This window comes from Sorangiineae bacterium MSr11367 (genome assembly GCA_037157805.1).
In the GTDB taxonomy this organism is placed as follows: domain Bacteria; phylum Myxococcota_A; class Polyangia; order Polyangiales; family Polyangiaceae; genus Pendulispora; species Pendulispora rubella.
This window is the reverse complement of sequence record CP089983.1, coordinates 6,988,183-7,003,863: the sequence shown is the minus strand read 5'-3', so window position 1 is coordinate 7,003,863 and position 15,681 is coordinate 6,988,183. Positions and strand designations below refer to the sequence as shown.

At 64.5% G+C, this 15,681-nt stretch carries 17 protein-coding genes; 3 read left to right on the top strand and 14 right to left on the bottom strand.

Going from position 1 to position 15,681, the window contains the following annotated elements; genetic code table 11:
* Positions 1-32: 32 nt before the first annotated feature.
* Positions 33-287: a DUF1918 domain-containing protein gene (locus tag LVJ94_26950; protein ID WXB00549.1), complete on the top strand. Its 255-nt coding sequence runs from the start codon at positions 33-35 to the stop codon at positions 285-287.
* Between the two features lie 482 nt (positions 288-769).
* Here LVJ94_26950 and LVJ94_26945 read toward each other — a convergent pair whose 3' ends face one another.
* The 14 genes from LVJ94_26945 to LVJ94_26880 all read right to left on the bottom strand — a co-directional run bounded on the left by LVJ94_26945 (position 770) and on the right by LVJ94_26880 (position 13,221).
* The gene (locus LVJ94_26945) at positions 770-955 is read right to left on the bottom strand and encodes a hypothetical protein (GenBank protein ID WXB00548.1); all 186 of its coding nucleotides are present in this window, start codon (positions 953-955) and stop codon (positions 770-772) included.
* A 512-nt stretch (positions 956-1,467) separates the two neighbouring features.
* Positions 1,468-1,875 carry a barstar family protein gene (locus LVJ94_26940; protein ID WXB00547.1) on the bottom strand — a complete coding sequence of 136 codons (408 nt, stop codon included), beginning with the start codon at positions 1,873-1,875 and terminating at the stop codon, positions 1,468-1,470.
* Positions 1,876-1,879: 4 nt separating this feature from the next.
* Complete coding sequence (locus tag LVJ94_26935; GenBank protein WXB00546.1) at positions 1,880-3,295, bottom strand: HINT domain-containing protein; 1,416 nt, start codon at positions 3,293-3,295, stop codon at positions 1,880-1,882.
* A gap of 151 nt (positions 3,296-3,446) precedes the next feature.
* Entirely contained in the window at positions 3,447-4,163 is a 717-nt protein-coding gene (locus tag LVJ94_26930; GenBank protein ID WXB00545.1) for a hypothetical protein, read from the bottom strand.
* A 46-nt stretch (positions 4,164-4,209) separates the two neighbouring features.
* Positions 4,210-4,725 carry a MarR family transcriptional regulator gene (locus tag LVJ94_26925; GenBank protein ID WXB00544.1) on the bottom strand — a complete coding sequence of 172 codons (516 nt, stop codon included), beginning with the start codon at positions 4,723-4,725 and terminating at the stop codon, positions 4,210-4,212.
* Positions 4,726-4,739: 14 nt separating this feature from the next.
* Positions 4,740-5,579: an amidohydrolase gene (locus tag LVJ94_26920; GenBank protein ID WXB00543.1), complete on the bottom strand. Its 840-nt coding sequence runs from the start codon at positions 5,577-5,579 to the stop codon at positions 4,740-4,742.
* A gap of 81 nt (positions 5,580-5,660) precedes the next feature.
* Positions 5,661-6,587 (bottom strand): VOC family protein, encoded by a 927-nt coding sequence (locus tag LVJ94_26915; GenBank protein ID WXB00542.1) that lies wholly within the window; start codon positions 6,585-6,587, stop codon positions 5,661-5,663.
* Positions 6,584-8,188 (bottom strand): FAD-dependent monooxygenase, encoded by a 1,605-nt coding sequence (locus tag LVJ94_26910; protein WXB00541.1) that lies wholly within the window; start codon positions 8,186-8,188, stop codon positions 6,584-6,586. The genes LVJ94_26915 and LVJ94_26910 overlap by 4 nt, the downstream gene beginning before the upstream one ends.
* 5 nt (positions 8,189-8,193) lie before the next feature.
* Positions 8,194-8,937, bottom strand: a complete 744-nt coding sequence (locus tag LVJ94_26905; protein ID WXB00540.1) for an SDR family oxidoreductase — start codon at positions 8,935-8,937, stop codon at positions 8,194-8,196.
* A complete protein-coding gene (locus LVJ94_26900; protein WXB00539.1) occupies positions 8,934-9,854 on the bottom strand; it encodes a fumarylacetoacetate hydrolase family protein in 921 nt (306 codons plus the stop codon). The genes LVJ94_26905 and LVJ94_26900 overlap by 4 nt, the downstream gene beginning before the upstream one ends.
* On the bottom strand, positions 9,854-10,255 hold the full coding sequence (locus LVJ94_26895; protein WXB00538.1) for a RidA family protein: 402 nt from the start codon (positions 10,253-10,255) through the stop codon (positions 9,854-9,856). Before LVJ94_26895 ends, LVJ94_26900 begins: the two co-directional genes overlap by 1 nt.
* A complete protein-coding gene (locus LVJ94_26890) occupies positions 10,252-11,331 on the bottom strand; it encodes an Ldh family oxidoreductase (protein WXB00537.1) in 1,080 nt (359 codons plus the stop codon). The genes LVJ94_26895 and LVJ94_26890 overlap by 4 nt, the downstream gene beginning before the upstream one ends.
* Before the next feature lies 1 nt (position 11,332).
* Complete coding sequence (locus tag LVJ94_26885) at positions 11,333-11,731, bottom strand: cupin domain-containing protein (GenBank protein ID WXB00536.1); 399 nt, start codon at positions 11,729-11,731, stop codon at positions 11,333-11,335.
* An 80-nt stretch (positions 11,732-11,811) separates the two neighbouring features.
* The gene (locus LVJ94_26880) at positions 11,812-13,221 is read right to left on the bottom strand and encodes a cytosine permease (GenBank protein ID WXB00535.1); all 1,410 of its coding nucleotides are present in this window, start codon (positions 13,219-13,221) and stop codon (positions 11,812-11,814) included.
* A 137-nt stretch (positions 13,222-13,358) separates the two neighbouring features.
* On the opposite strand from LVJ94_26880, the gene LVJ94_26875 reads away from it, so the two are divergent.
* Together LVJ94_26875 and lhgO are read left to right on the top strand one after the other, a co-directional pair.
* Complete coding sequence (locus LVJ94_26875) at positions 13,359-14,222, top strand: nuclear transport factor 2 family protein (GenBank protein ID WXB00534.1); 864 nt, start codon at positions 13,359-13,361, stop codon at positions 14,220-14,222.
* 40 nt (positions 14,223-14,262) lie between these two features.
* Complete coding sequence (gene lhgO, locus LVJ94_26870) at positions 14,263-15,492, top strand: L-2-hydroxyglutarate oxidase (GenBank protein WXB00533.1); 1,230 nt, start codon at positions 14,263-14,265, stop codon at positions 15,490-15,492.
* The last annotated feature ends 189 nt before the right edge of the window (positions 15,493-15,681 follow it).

Genomic DNA, 15,681 nt, shown 5'->3' with positions numbered 1-15,681 from the left:
GCATGAGGCTCCGCGGATGTCATTTTTGGGAATTGACGATCAACGTCCCTTTTCGAAAGGATGATCGGGTCACCAAGGAGGCCTTCATGCATGCAAGCAAAGGGGATCGACTCGTCGTGCACGGCCGAGTCGTCGGCCAAAAGGATCATGTCGTCGAGATCGTTGAAGTGCTCGGCCCAAACGGCTCGCCGCCGTACCGGGTGAGGGCTGAAAACGGACATGAGACGATCATGAGCCCAGGCCCGGACACCATCGTTGACCATCGGAAAGCTTCGGATACCGAGTAGATACTGCGCTCCGCGTTGACGGGATCTATCTTGCCAACGCGGAGCCTCCTCGCGAAACGAAGGATGGCGCGTCGACCTCTCGCGTTCGACGAATCATGGCGTCGCAACGTGCCACGGTACAGGGTTTTCGCGTCGTGCCGCGAGGCGGCTCGTCGGCCATCGACTAGGCTCCCAAGAATCGAGTGGGCAGGCGCTCCTCCGTGAGCTGGCCTGCGCGAAGTGCCATCGTCGGCGGCATAGCCATTGGGAAGCTGGCCCGTAGCGACCAGGCGATGGTATTCCGCCCGGCGCCCTGGATCGCTCGCGTCATACCTGCACGCGCTCCCTTCGAGGAACCCGAGCCCATCCTGAAGCGCCGCGGGCTTGCCTGACGAGTCACTGACCGAGCACTGAAACCAGCAGAGCATGCCCGCGCTGACGCCAGACAACGTGGCCCCCGCACTCCAGGCGTCGCGCAGCAGGCGATCGAGGCCGTGCACACGTCAGAGTGCAAGCGCATTGGCGGTGTTCCCACCGCCGATGTAGAAAATGTCTTGCTCGGCGATGAACGCAGGCAGATCGGCCGTCGTGAGCGGGTTGCGAGGAAGCGACCCCGAATGGAACAACGTGAGATCCGTCGCAATGCATCGCCCGCTGAAGGCGCGGTAAAACGGGTTGTCCAGTTCCATGGCTGTCTGAGGCGGAGGAATCCCGTATGCCGAGCGACAACGAACTATTGGCCAGACGCAACGAGCTTTTGGATACCGCCATCGCGGACGAGATTGCAGCGTACGGCTTCCTGCGACCGCCCTGGATTCTTTATCCCGGCGAGCATCCAAGTCAGCATTGCCCGGCGCATGGGCAAGGGGGAAGACCAAATCATGCGCTGGCTAGATGGGCGCAACACCACCGAGGTCGTCGCGGCAATACGACACTTCGGAGCGGTCCCCGCGGACTGGGCGTGGTTCTGGCCTTGAGTACGATTAGTGCTGCGATTGGCAAGTAAAGCACGGAGACGGCGGTGCACATCCGTCTTTGACGACGCATGTTCCGAGTTTGCCTGGGGACACCTCGCAGTTTTCGCCGATGCGGGTGCACGCGTCACGCGGGGAGGGGGCGGCCTTTTTCTGCTCGGGTGGACAGGCGACCAAGGTTGGGGCGAGAAGAAGAAGCAAGGCAACGACGGGCAGGCGCATGACCCTTAGGATACGCGGAGCGGGCCGGCGAGGATGGTGAAGACCTTCGGATGACCCTGCGTGAAGGCGGCGTTTGCGAGGTTGGCGGCGACGTCGCCCAAGATGAACAGGGCCGTGTCGCGATCGTCGGCGGGGAGCATGGCATCGACGTTCGGCCAGATGAACACGATGCGGGACGGCTTCAGATCGAAGAGACCCTGCCACAGCGAATCCTTCAGCGCATCCCAACTCCCCGCGCGCCGGATGGGAGGACTGAGCGGCACGTGCGCGCGAATCCAATCGAAAAACGCCACGTAGTCGGTGATGCCGGAACTCGGCAGCTCGTACACCGCCACCCCTTGCTCCGCGGCCGCTTCACGCGTCGCGGCCACGTCGAGATGGGCCACCCGTTGGACACCGCTCGTGAAATTCACTGGGCTACTTTCCTTTGAACCTCGGGTCACCCTCTGCAATTTTGACGAACGCCGGATCTCCGTGGTCGCCGTAGTGCGTGCGTGAATAATACACGTCGCCCGTCTTCGTATCGATGACGATGCGGCGGCCTCCGGCGGAGTTGTCGCCGGGCCCAGGGTTGACGCGGTATTCCTTGTAACTGCCGCCCAGCGGTAGATCGGGGATCTTCGTACCCGTCGGATCGCTGGCCGGAGGTCGACCGGTGTTGTTGAACGTCACGCCCCATTGCTGGCCCAACACGCCCGACGGCGGGTTGTTGTGATCGATGCGGTTGAGCGTGTCGTGAATGTGCGCCGCCTCGGCGGCCGCGTGCGCCGCGTCGAGTTTGGCTTGTTCCTTGGCGAGTTTGGCCTGCTCCTCGTTGAGCTTCTCTTGGAACTTGTTCCGTACGCTGTCCTTCTTGTCGTCGGGAACCTTCGAGCCGGGGGCGTCGACGTTGTTGATCTTCGTCTGCCAGGTGTTGACCTTCTGCTGCGCCGAATTGACGTTGTTCTGCGCCGTCTGTTCCGCGCCAATCAGGCCGGGCCCATCGCTCGGGGCCGGGATGCTCTCGTGCGCGGGAGGCGTGGCTCCGGGCGCCATCCCTCCGAAGACGGGGCCCGTGATCGGCGGTGGTCCCGTGGCCGGCGGCGGCGACGTACCCGGACTTCCCGTGCTCCCACCGGCGGGATCGCTGCCTCCTGCCGGAGGGTCTCCGCATCCGGGCGGATTGTGAACCCACACCGCCGTGTGGCCGACGAAGTACGTGTGATCGACGTCGACCTCGAAGTTGTAGACCGGTGCCTCCTGCGCGATGCGCACCACCTTGGTCACGCGAACTTCGTGGCCCGTGCGATCGACCAACGTTTCGCCGCTGGTGAGTTCTGCCGCCGCGGTCCATCCACGGTCCCGCGCGAAGTAGAGATGGTCCGGCGTCGAGCGAACGCTCTCTCTCGCATCGTCGGGCGTGACCACGTGCACGTCCACCAGCGAAGGCGCCGGGCGCACGAAGGTTTTCGTAATGGCTCGCGCCGTCACCGCATCGTCGAACTCGCCACGGGCGAAAACGAGCTCGCCCGCGTGAAGGCTCTCGATGGGGCGCTCACCCGACGGGGTCGCTACCAGCGTTCCTGCGACGAAACAAGCGCCGGGCCCGCCACACGATCGACCATCGCAAATCGTGTCGCCTCCGCCACCGCCGGATGGCGGCGTGTAATCGGCACCTCCGTGGAACGTGGTCTCGGCGACCCGAGTCGTCTGAGCATTGCGCTTTCCGAGGGCGCGGTACCCACCGGCCACGAGAAGCAAAATCGCAACGAGAAGCAGCCCGTACTCGATGGCGGACACGCCACGCGAATCCCGAACGATACGCATCAACGCGGTGAAACGAAGTCGCTCCATCCGATATCTCTTATCGGCCATTTTTCCTTGTATGAGCCGATCCGCGCCAAACGGCAATCCCTCGCGACGACCGCTTGCTCGTTTCCTCACACGCGTGTCCACGGACTGCATGCTGTCCACCCACGCCTGTTCGTCGAGCTTCACACAGCTCTCAGCTCGGAATGTCGACGTACTCCGTGCACGCGGCCTCGACGTCTTCTTCGAGGAGCTCTTCGTGATCGACGCCGAACTGCACGCGCGGAAGATCCGGTGAGGGGAGCAGGAGGAAGCGGCGCATGGGAACCGTTTCGAGCGGCGAGGGGGCCACGTGCGGCATGCCGTGGCCGCGATAGCACCTTGTCCTGGCAACGGGAACGCGGCGCGACACGGTATGCGGGACGATGTAGACCTCCACCAAACGTTGGTTGCGGTCTCTCATGAGCTGGGCGTGGAGCGGCAGCTTGTAGATGGAGGCGCCGGTCCCGTCGGGCTTGACCACGCGCAGCGAGAACGCCTTGTCGTTGAAGAAGTCACAGACACGGCCCGCGTTGACCTCGAACTCCATCGAGGGCGCCCCGCGTCGTCGGAGCGTCACGGTCATCGGCCGCACCTCGGCGTAAATGGGGATATCCGCTCCCTGGAGGCGAGACGACGAATCCGTGCAGCGGTAACTCTCGAATCCCACGGAAAGCTCTTCGTCCGCCGCGGAAATGTAGCCCAAGGCGCGAATTCGTTCCTTCGCCTCCGCGACGCGGCGCGTGTTCTCCGCGCGTACCCTGTCATGGAGCGCCGTGTATTCGCGCTCGGTCAGGGTGCCCTTGGGCATCGCGGCCGGGGGGCGGGCGCACGCCGCGAGAAGGGGAGCGAGAAGAAGCAGTGACCGCGGCATCGTGCGTTGGACGCCCGTTCGCCCCATCGCATTCACCGCGCGCGTGTCAGGACTGCGTGCTGCTCTCCATGGGACCTTCGAGCAGCAGCATGATTTTGCGCAGGGCGGTCGATGACTTCACGACTTCGCCCTCGCCCAGCTGCGCCACGAGCTCGGTGAGTCGTTCGATGCGTGCCTCGAGCGCCTCGTCGATGAGCTTTTGCCCCGCGCGGGTCAACTCGACGCGCACGCCCCGGCGGTCGTCCGGATCCGCGAGCCGCCGGACCAGCCCTTTTTCTTCGAGCCGGTCGATCAGCGGTGTCATCGCGCCGGACGTCAGCAGCGTTCCGTGATTGAGCTCGGAGGGCGTGAGCGTGCGTGGGTAGACGCGACGCAAGGCCGCCAATGCCTGGAACTGACCGGGCTTGAGGTTGTAGCGTGCGCAGAGTGTGGCGAGCTCGCGCTCGAGGATGCCGCCGATGCGGATGATGCGCAGCATGAGCGCCACACCGCCGATAGGTTTGCCAACCCGTTGCTCGTCCCACTCGGCTACGACCGCGTCGATGTAGTCACGCTCTCTCATGGTCAAATCGGGGCCTAGGTTACCAGATCGAGCAGTGCGCGGACGTTCTCGGAAAAGATACGGTGCCGGGTTGGGTCGGGCAGCGCCGCACACGGCTCCTTTGGCTCGGGGAGTCCCATCGGGAATGGCCAGTCCGAGCCGAACAGCATTCGGTGCTCCCCAAAGGTGGCGCATGCGCATTGCAGCGCCGCGGCGTCGTGCGTGATGCAGTCCACCCATAGCCGTTGCAGCGCGGCACGCGGCGCCTCCAGGCTCGGATTCACGCCCGGGCGCGCGGTGTCGAATCCGCGCTGCCAGCGTCCCGCGACCGCCGGCACCGTCCCGCCGCCATGCGCGAGGCACACCTGCATCGCCGCGTAGCGCTCGAGCACGCCGCCGAATACGAGTGCGCCGGCGGCCACCGCCGTCTCGTGTGGGTTACCGAGCAGATTCTGCAAATAGAACCGGCCGAGACGCGGATCGGTGCACTCGCCCGGATGCAGGAAGAGAAACGCCCGCTGGGCATCGAGCGCCGCCCACACGGGATCGAGCGTGGCGTCCGCGAGCGTGCCCTCGGGCACCGTCGTCGACGCGGCGTAGCCCGCCACGGCTGCATCGCCCCGCCCGCGCGAGGCCAGCACCGCGAGCGCGGCGTGGGGATGCTCGAGCGGCAGATGCAAGAGCGCCTGCAAGCGCGCGCCGCTTTCCAGGGCCATCTCGCGCAGCCCGTCGTTCAGATCGTGGGCCCAGTGCAGCGCATCGGCCTCGGCCAGGTGCGGCCGATAGGCGGGCGGCGGCACGGAGATCCACGCGCGGGCAATGCGTTGCGCATCCATCCAGCGTAGCAGCGCGCCCGGATCGAACAGGGACGCCATCCCGACGACGCGGCCGTCGACCCCTACGCGGGCTGGAAGCAAATGAGCGTGAACATCGAGTGATATCGCGTCCACCGTCGTTCAAGCCGGCTCGAGGTTGGTGTTCATTTCCTTGGCCCAGAATTCGGGCGACCAGTCCGGCCCCCAGATGTACGGGCGATTGTTCCAGTCGCGCGCCACCCAAGCCTCGGTGATCTTATCCATGTCCGCGTAGTATTCGATCCAACTGCCCCACGGATCGCGCACATAGTGAAAGAGGTTCGATGAAATGGCGTGACGTCCCGGGCCAAATCCTTGCCGATAGCCCGCGTCGCGCATCCGGCCGGCATTCATGGCGATGTCGTCGAGCGTTGGCACATGAAAGCTCGCGTGCTGAAATCCTCGGTGCGAGCTGCGGATCAATCCGAAGCAGTGGTGATCGACCATGCCCTCGCCGGCGGCCATGAACGCCACCTTTCCCGACGTGCGATCGGTGGTGCGCAAGCCAATCACGTCCGCATAGAATCGCTCGGCGGCTTCCCAGTCAGCCGTGAAGATCAGCACGTGACCCAGCCTCAATGGCAGGCGCGGAGTCATTTCTTGCCACATGGCGACGTCGACACGGGCAGGCTGCGCACCAAGATTCATGGGAATGCTGGCCACGGGCGGTGCCGACTGCACGATGCGCGGCACCAGATTGATCCATGTATCCCACGGATCTTTGAACCAGATGCCAACCGGGAACGCCGGATCGGGGCGGCCTCGCTCGTGGATGCCGTGGTACACCAGATGCCGGCGAAACGCGGGCTCGCTTCCGGGCGCGATCGCGAACGATAGGAAATTCAGCCGCTTCGACGTGTCCTTCGACAGGTAGACCTCCGTCTCCTGACGCCCTGGACTCTTCATTCGAGCGACCGCGCCTTGCATGCCGCCTTGGAGTCCGAAGGCCGTATAGAACGGTATCGCCTCATCGAGATTCGGTACCCGCAAACCAAAGGCTGCGAGGCCGGTGGCTTTCGGTGACGTCATGGTGTGCTTCCTTTCGGCGGATGGGGCGGCAAGCTGCCGGTTGCCGCTTCATAGAGCGCGTCCGCCGTGGTGCTGCCCATCGGGCAGATCGCGGCGATGTGATCATCGGGACGGATCAGCACCAGCGTATCCGCTGGGATACCGAGCCGTTTGAACAGGAGGTTGCCCGGGTCGAGCAGCGCATTCGGCCGCAAGCCCGAATCGAGCGGCGCATCCCAGCGCGACACGAGAAGATGCCGCAGGGCGGGCGACGAAGTGGGCGCGATGCTCGGACGGCGCCGCGCGTCCGCGAAATAGAGCGCGACGAAGCTGTCGTCGGTCAGGTCGTGCAAACGCAGCGCGCGGCCATTCGCGTCGTGCAGCTCCCAGTCGGGAACGCGATCGCCGACTTGGATCGGCGGCGCAGTCGTCCCGCGCTTCACCATCGAGCCCCCGCCATGGCCGGTCACGTCGAGCGAGACACCGAGGAGCATGCGCGTGCAAGCGTTGCCCCATTCGTTGTCGCCACGAGCGTCTTCGAGCTGGCCCTCGCACGACATGGCGAGGCGCGCCGACTCGGCCATTTCGCCCGAGCCGTTCGAGGCAATCGGATGCTGCTCGCGCTCGTAGCCGTGAAGCAGGCTCGCGTCCGCCCAGCCGCGCAGCACCCATGCGATCCGCCACGGCAAGTGGATCGCGTCGAGCACGCCGGTGTTCAGCCCGAGGGCCCACATCGGCGTGATGAGATGCGCGGCGTCGCCCATGAGCAGCACACGCCCGTCCTGCCATCGTGACGCGATCCTGTGATGCACGCGGTAGACGACCTTGCCGAGGTATTCGATGTTCGTCACGTCACCGATGAAGCGCCTCACCTTCGCGAGCAATTGCCCTTCGTCCGGCTCTGGGCCATTCAGGTCGATCGGAAACAGAAAGCGCCAGCAGTGCGGATGCCGCACGAGTATCATCCACTCCTCGGGGTCCGAGAAATAGGCGAGATAAGGATAATCTCGGGTGTTCTGGATATCGAGATCGACCTTGAAGTCGACCAGCAGGTAGCGCACGTCGAGCGTCTTGCCCTCGACCTCGACGCCGAGTTGCTGGCGCACGATGCTGCGGCCGCCGTCGCACGCAAGCAGATACGAGCCTTCGACTTCGCGAGGTCCCTCCGGCGTATCGAGGTGCACGACGACGCGATCGGCTCGTTGATCGAAGCGCGTCAGCCGGTGCCGTGTGTGCATGCGGCCGTAAGGGCTCGCCTCGAGTTTTGCCGCGAGGATGGGTTCAAGATGATGCTGCGGCAGATTGATGACGAATGGATAGCGCGTTTCGTCGCGAAGGACCTCCGTGCGCACGGAGTCGCGTGTGGCGTTGGTTGCACGTTCGTGGAAACCGATTTCGTCGATGCGCAGGGCGCGCGCGAGCACGTCGTCGACAACGCCGTAGCGGCGAAACGCTTCGAGTGTGCGCGTGAGGACCGTGCCCGCCTTGGTGTCGAGCGACAGCGTGCCGTCCTCCTCGAAGAGCTGAAATGGAATCTTGTAAAAGGAGAGCGCCAATGCCGTGGCCAACCCAATGGGACCGGCGCCGACGATCAGAACGGGCAGGAGAGGTCGCGTCGACATGGGAATCAGGCGTCGTCGTGCGACGGGTAGGCGAAATCGCGGCTCAGGAGCGACGCCGTCATGCTGGCGGCGTCCGAGAGCAGGAACATCAACGGGCCCACCACATCGTCGGCCACGCCGACACCGATCGTCTGCTGCCAATGCGCGTCATCGCGGCCGGCATTCGCGGTGCGATACTGTGATGTATCGATCACGCCCGGCGCAATCAGATTGAAGCGCACGCGATGCATGGCCACTTCCTTCGCCGCGCACTTGACGAATGCCGTCAGCGCCGCTTTGGTCGTCGCATACGCCGAGGCGCCGGGCCAGCCCGACGACGCCAGCCCCGACGAAAACGCGATGACCGAGCCCCTGCGGCGCGCAATCATGCTGGGCAACGCGGCCTGATAGCACCACACGACGCCGTTCAGGTTCACGTCGAGCACGCGCTGCCAGGTATGCGGCTGCGTTTCCTGCACGGGCACCCGCGGCTGGACCGCGGCGGCGAGAACGAGCCCGTCAATCTGCCCATGGCGCCGGAGGATGTCCGCGAAAACCCAGCTGACCGCGGCGCGGTCGGACACGTCCAGATGACTGTATTCGATCTGCGCGTGCTCGTCCTGCAAGGTTTCGCCTTCGCGATCGTCCACGTCCAGTGCGATGACCTGCGCGCCGGCCGTCGCACAGGCGAGCGCCAGCGCACGGCCTATGCCGTTGGCCGCACCGGTGATCACGATCACGTTGCCCGTCGCATCGAAGCGCGCCTTCATATTTCTACCCTCGACGCACCGTACAAATCTGCGCGCACGAGACGGTTACGTAGTTGTCCCATGCCCGTCGCACGGACCACCACCTCGTCGCCCTCGACCAGAAAAGATGGCGGATCCATCGCATTCCCAATGCCCGCAGGGGTGCCGGTTAGCAGCACGTCGCCCGCATGCAGGGTCATGCCGAACGAGGCCTCGGCGATCAGTTCGGCGATCGAAAATGCCATTTGCTTGGTGCTCGCGTTCTGGCGCACCTCGCCATTTACGAAGCAACTCAGTTGCACCTCGTCGAGCTCGAACGTGTCCGCGGGTAGGATCCACGGGCCGAGCGGCATTGTCGCGTCGATGCTTTTGCCTTTGAGCCACTGTCCGCCATGCCGGCGCTGAAGGTCGCGTTGGGAAACGTCGTTTGCCAGGCAATAGCCGAATACATGATCGAGCGCCGCGTCGAGCGGGACGCTGCGGCACGTTTTGCCGATGATCACGGCGATCTCGGCCTCGTAGTCCCATTTGGCAGAAATGCGTGGATCCCAGCCGATCGGGTCATTGGGGCCGATCACCACGTCGGGGGCCTTCGTGAAGAACGTGGGCGCGGTGGGGCGCTCGACGTCCTGACCTTCGCGCTTGCCCCGGCTTTCTTCGAAATGCGCCCAGTAGTTCCAGCCTGCGCAGATCACGTCGCGGCGAAATCGATCGATCGGTGCAAGCACGTGCACCGCCTCCAGCGCCAAGCGCGTTCGATCTTCGCCACGGGCCAGCGTCCGCCCTTCGTTCAGACGGCGCGGACCGCCCTCGATCAGATCGACCATGCTGCCGTTGAATTCGGGCAGCAACGTCGCCACGCCGCGATCGACCAGCGCCAGGTGAACGACGCCGTCGACGCGCACGCGCGCGAGCCCCCCATGCGAGGTATCCGCCATCACGCGCCCTGCACCACGGCGATGGCGTTGATCTCGATCAGGTAATCGGGCGATACCATCTTGGTCACTTCGACCATCGTCGAGGCGGGAAGCGGCGCGTTGAAGTATTCGCGGCGTACTTGGTGAATCGCCTCGAAGTGTTCCATGTTGCGCACGTACACGTCGACGCGGCAAATGTCTTCGAGTCGGCCGCCGGCCGCTTCGACCGCGGCCTTCAGGTTTTCACAAACCTGGCGTGTCTGGACTTCGATGTTTCCGACGCCCGCGATGGTGCCGTCGGGCTTGCGCGCGGTCATGCCCGAGATGAACACCAGCCGTCCGGTGGCGTTCACGGCGATCGCCTGCGAGAAGTGCCCATTGGGTTCACGCAGCTTCGCGGTCGAGATTTGTTGCTTGCTCATCGTGATGACGCTCCTGTTGATTCCGTCAAAGAAGGAAGCGGAATGCCGACCGCCCTCGCGCTTTCGTCGAGCTGTCCGAGCAGCGCGCTCGGCAACGTGACGAAGTTGCGATGACGTTGCGACTGGTGCGCGGCGATGTCGCCTGGCATATGCAATTGCTCGACGCCGGGGGCGCGCCGCGACGCGCGAATATGCGATGAACGTGCGCTCACCGTGGCGCGGAACTGCTCGAGCGGCAGGAAGCGGTTGACGTCGATGGCCAGGAAGAAATGGGAGCAACCGTAGGGAAGGGCCGCATTGCCGTAGAGGGGCTTCACCGCATCGCCGACGCCGCCATGGGCCAGCCCGCCGCACAGCAGATCGATCATGACGGCCAGCCCGAACCCCTTGGGTCCCGCCGCGGGCAACAGCATGCCCTCGATCGCCGCCGCCGGATCCGTGGTGGGGGCGCCGTGCGCATCGGTGGCCCACCCTGGAGGGATGCTCGCGCCCTGCGCCCGTGCAAGACGAATCTTGCCCATCGCGCTCGCGCTCATCGCCATGTCGAGCACCAGCGGCACCCCCTCTTCCGAGGGCAGGCCGATGGCGAGAGGATTGTTGCCCACCACCGCCTGCGCGCCACCCGGCGCGGGCATCAAGGGCCGCGTGTTCGACATCGCGATGCCAACGAGACCGTGTTGCGCAAGCACGCCAGCCCAGCGACCGCCCGTGCCGAAGTGAAAGCCATTGCGCACGGCCACGCTCGCCATGCCGTAGCGCCGCGCGCGGGAAGCCGCCAGCTCGACGGCGAACGTGGAGCTGACCTGGCCGAGTCCATGCTGCGCGTCCAGCACGATCACCGTGTCGCCATCCGCTACGATGGCCGGCTTCGCGCGGGCGACCACCGACCCCGCCAGCAGCCGCTCGACATAGAGCGGTACCAGCATCACGCCGTGCGACGCGATGTCCTCCTGATCCGCCGCGACAAGCGCCAGGGCCACGGTGAGCGCATCCTCGTGCGCCACGCCCGCGCCCTGCAGAATCCGGGTCACCGCGTCGACGAGGCGCGACACCGAGATGGAAACACTGGCGCCCATGTCAGTGTGCATCCCGCTCGTCGGTGTACCAGTCGGGCTTTTGCGGGTAGTGCGGCCCGTCGTACACCTCGACGACGACCGTCTCTTCGTGTGCGCGCGTCGGTCCGTGCACGAGCCCCTTCGGATTGCAGTAGAAGCTGCCTTGAACGAGGGTGAGCCCCGTGGACGTGTATTCGTATTTTCCATACAGGCAGAACATGAATTGATTCGACGCATGCGAATGCGGCTGCGGAATGCCGGCACCCTTCTCGAAGCGGATCAGCGCAATCGACGCGCCCGTCGCGTCGTCGCGCCAGAGCATCTTTTCGTGCACGCCCTCGAGCGATTTGGGCCGCCATTCGAGCTCGTTGCTCTGGAGCAGGATCTCCGCGACATCCGGTAGGCCTGGCTGATGGACCATCGTTCGACTCCGTTCGGCTTCCGGTTCGGGGACCGGCCAGTGATGGGGTTATTGTTTGCATAGAGTATCTTTATGTCAAGTTACATGGGTGCCGTGGGCTTCAACACACCGAGGCGCAACGCGGGATAGAACACCGCACACAGCACCAGCGTCACGGCGAACTGCACCGGGATATACGTGCTCAATACGAAGTGCGACATCGCCGATGCGCCGATCACGGTCGTCACGCCCGCCCAATTCATCGGGGCGATGGCATCGCCGGGCGCGGCCACCCGTTTGGACACGACGTAGTAATCGAGCACCACGACGCTGGCGAAGGCGGTGGTAATCACACCCAATACCGTGATGTACGAATTCACCGCTTCGAGAATGCTGCCGTACAGCATGCCGATGCCGACGGCATTGGCCAACACGACGAACACGAAGCGGCCCGGTCGCCACGCGCACGACACATCGAACAGATTCGACAAGGACAACGACGCGCTATAGGTATTGAGCACTTGTGCCTTTGCCTGGCCGATGCCCATGACCAGCGCGCCGATGCCGCCGCCGAAGACGAGCAGCGCCGCCGCGATGCTGTCCGGGCCACCGAGCACCGCATGGTTTGCGGCTTCGCGGGTCAGCCCATGGTGACCCATGTAAAAGTCGACCAACATCGGTGCGGCCGCGTAGACGATGATGCCCCCGACGGCGAGCGACACGATGTCCATGGCCACCGCGCCGGCAAACGCGGCGATGCCGATATCGCGTGAGCGGCGCGCGTAGCGACCGAGATCGGCATCGGTCAATGCCAACGCGCCCGCCGAGCCAATCAGTAGGTTCAGGCAGAAGATGAACTTGCCCGTGTCGGTGCTCGCCCCCATCGCATCGAGCTCCTGCGCCGGCAGAAGGGCAGGATACGACACCAATTCGTGCAGCGGATGCCCGGTGCTCACCGCCAATTTCACGACGATGAACGCCAATACGGCGAGGTAGACGCTCAGCAACACCGAGGACACTTTCGACACCAGCGCGAATCCGTAGGTCGTCAGTCCGATCCAAAGGGCGGTGAGTACGCCGTAGATCCCGATGCGGTGTACCAGGGTATCGGCGAGGCCGAAGTAGAAAAGAAGCCCTTTGTACAGCAGGGCATTCTCGAGCGCGAGGAAGCCGATGATCATGAACGCATAAATGAGCGACGCGAGCGCCGACCCCTTCACGCCGAATCCATAGCGGCGGGCCAGGACGGTGCTCGACAGGCCGGTCTTGTACGCGACGTGGCCGGTCGCCCAGCCCAGCAGGGTGCCCAGGATCGTGACGCAAACCCCTGCCGCCAACGCGATCCGGAATCCGGCGACGAAGGTTGCCAGGCCACCGAAAAACAGTTGAACGAGGGTCGTGGTGATGCCTGCCGTGCTGAATGACAGCGCCGCCCAGCCTTTGCGCTGCGACAGCGGCACGCTTTCGAGCGCGTGATCTTCGATGATCGAACGGAGTTCTTCCTGCGGCATGTGTCACCATTTGACTTTACATAAAGATTCTTTACATAAAGTGTATGTGTTCGCGCCTCGCCGTCAAGGTCCGGGAAGCAGAGCCTGCCAGCCCAGAGGCCAAGTGACCGATGCATCGGAGTATGAGATCGTGTGCCGTGAACATGTCCTGCCCCCGCTCCCTCATCTTCGTCGCCTTGCTCGCCGGCCTGATGGCCTGCCGCCGCAGCGAGACCACCTCTACGGCCGCCGCATCGGCAAGCGCAGCCCCCGCTGCACCTTCTGCCGCACCGATTTCTGCGACCCTCGCGCTCACCCGCGAGCAAGCGCGCGGGGTGCTCGTCGCTTGGAACGACGCCCTCGACCGGCACGACACCGCCGCCCTTGCCCCTCTTTATGCGGAGGCTGTCGGCTACTATGGTAAGCAGCTTGGCGCCGAAGCGGTGGTCCAAATGAAGACCCAGGCGCTCAAGAGCGACCCCGCATTTCATCAGCAAATCGTGGGTGACCCCACGTTCGTGGACGGTGACGATATCCGCGTAGAGTTTCTCAAGCGCTCAGGCCGTGCGCCCCAGCCACGTGACGTGAAGGCCTCGTTGGTCGTGGGCTTGCGGAAGGGTAAGGCGGTCATCCTCCAGGAAACCGACGAGCCCACCGAGACCCGCGGGGCGAAGCAGGCCAAGGGCGCGAAGGAAGCCTCGTGGCAGGACATCTGCGAGACCACGGCCACCGAGGTGGTGAACGCGCTTCCCCAGGTCAAAAAGGAAGTGGCGAGTCTCTCCAAAGACATCGAGAAGCGTAAGGATGCCAACTTCGGCGGCGTCGGTCCCATCTGGGAAGGAAACGGGTTCTCGGAGGCCATCGGCATCCATACCCCGGAGCGCTTCGAGAGCCATATCTCCTATGACGTCCGCAACGACGGCGTGCTCTCGGTCTTTTGCACGGGCCAAGGCGATCTCACCATCCCTGCCGCCGTCCAGGCGCGGGTCAAGAAGGCCTGCACGCCGCCGAAAGCGCCGTGAGAGCCCGAAGCCCCCGCGTGGTGTTAGACTCGGCCGGGCCATGAACTACGATTTGGCGATCATTGGCGGCGGCATCGTCGGGTTGGCGACGGCGTGGCACGTGTCCGAGCGGTTTCCCGGGCTCTCGATCGTCCTCCTGGAGAAGGAATCGCGCCTCGCCGCACATCAGACCGGGCGAAACAGCGGCGTGATCCACGCGGGCGTGTACTACCAGCCCGGCAGCCTCAAGGCGCGGTTTTGCAAAGAGGGCGCGGTCGCCACCATGCGCTTCTGCAAGGAGTACGGGCTGCCGTTCGACCAATGCGGCAAGCTGCTCGTGGCGACCGACCCGAGCGAGATCGATCGCATGAATGCCCTGCACGAGCGGTGCATCGCCAACGAGCTGAGCGTGGAGCGGATCGATGCCGAGGAGCTCGCGCGGCGCGAGCCACACATCGTCGGGCTCGGGGCGCTCTTCGTGCCGACCACCGGCATCGTCGACTACGGCCTCGTGACCCGCACCATGGCCGGCCTCGTGACGGAGCGCGGCGGTGAGATCAAGACCAACGCGCACGTGGACGACATCCACGAAGAGCCCGGGGAGGTCCGGATCGACGCCGGCCGGCATACGATCCGCGCGCGGCACGTCATCGTCTGCGCCGGCGTCATGGCCGACCGTCTCGCCAAGAAATGCGGCATCGATCTGGATTTCCAAATCGTCCCCTTCCGCGGGGAGTATTACCGACTTGGCGACGATAAAAACGATATCGTCAAGCACCTCATCTACCCCATCCCCGATCCGTCGCTGCCCTTCCTCGGTGTCCACCTCACGCGCATGATCGGCGGGTACGTGACCGTGGGGCCGAACGCGGTGCTGGCGTTCGCGCGGGAAGGGTACCAGTTCGGCGATATCAACTTGGACGATCTGTCCGAGATGATCGCCTATCCGGGGTTTCGAAAGGTCATCCGCGCCAACTTGCGATCGGGAATCTCGGAGATGTGGAATTCCCTGAGCAAGAGCCGCTACCTCGCGCTCTGCCAGCGGTATTGCCCCGAGCTGAAACTCGATGATCTCACGCCGTACCGCGCGGGCATCCGGGCGCAGGCCGTCCTCGCCGACGGTACGCTGGCGCACGACTTCCTCATCCGCGAAACGGCCCGCACCATCCATATCTGCAATGCCCCATCGCCCGCGGCGACGTCGGCCATCCCCATCGCACACGACGTGGTTGCGCGCGCTATGTCGCGATTCGGTTGGAGCGAGGCTCCGCGGGTCACGATGTCATCCTAGGATTCGTAAACCTATTTGGCGGACACTGACCGGTTGCATGGCCTTGCATCCATCGCCAGGCGCACCGAGAATCGCCGCCGATGGTCCTTTTTTTCATAAATTCGTGAAGCTAAGGACATTCCCCATGAGACGGTGAGCTTCGGATGAGGGACTTTGCAGCGGTGTCCGCGTAGGTATGCGGAACTGCGA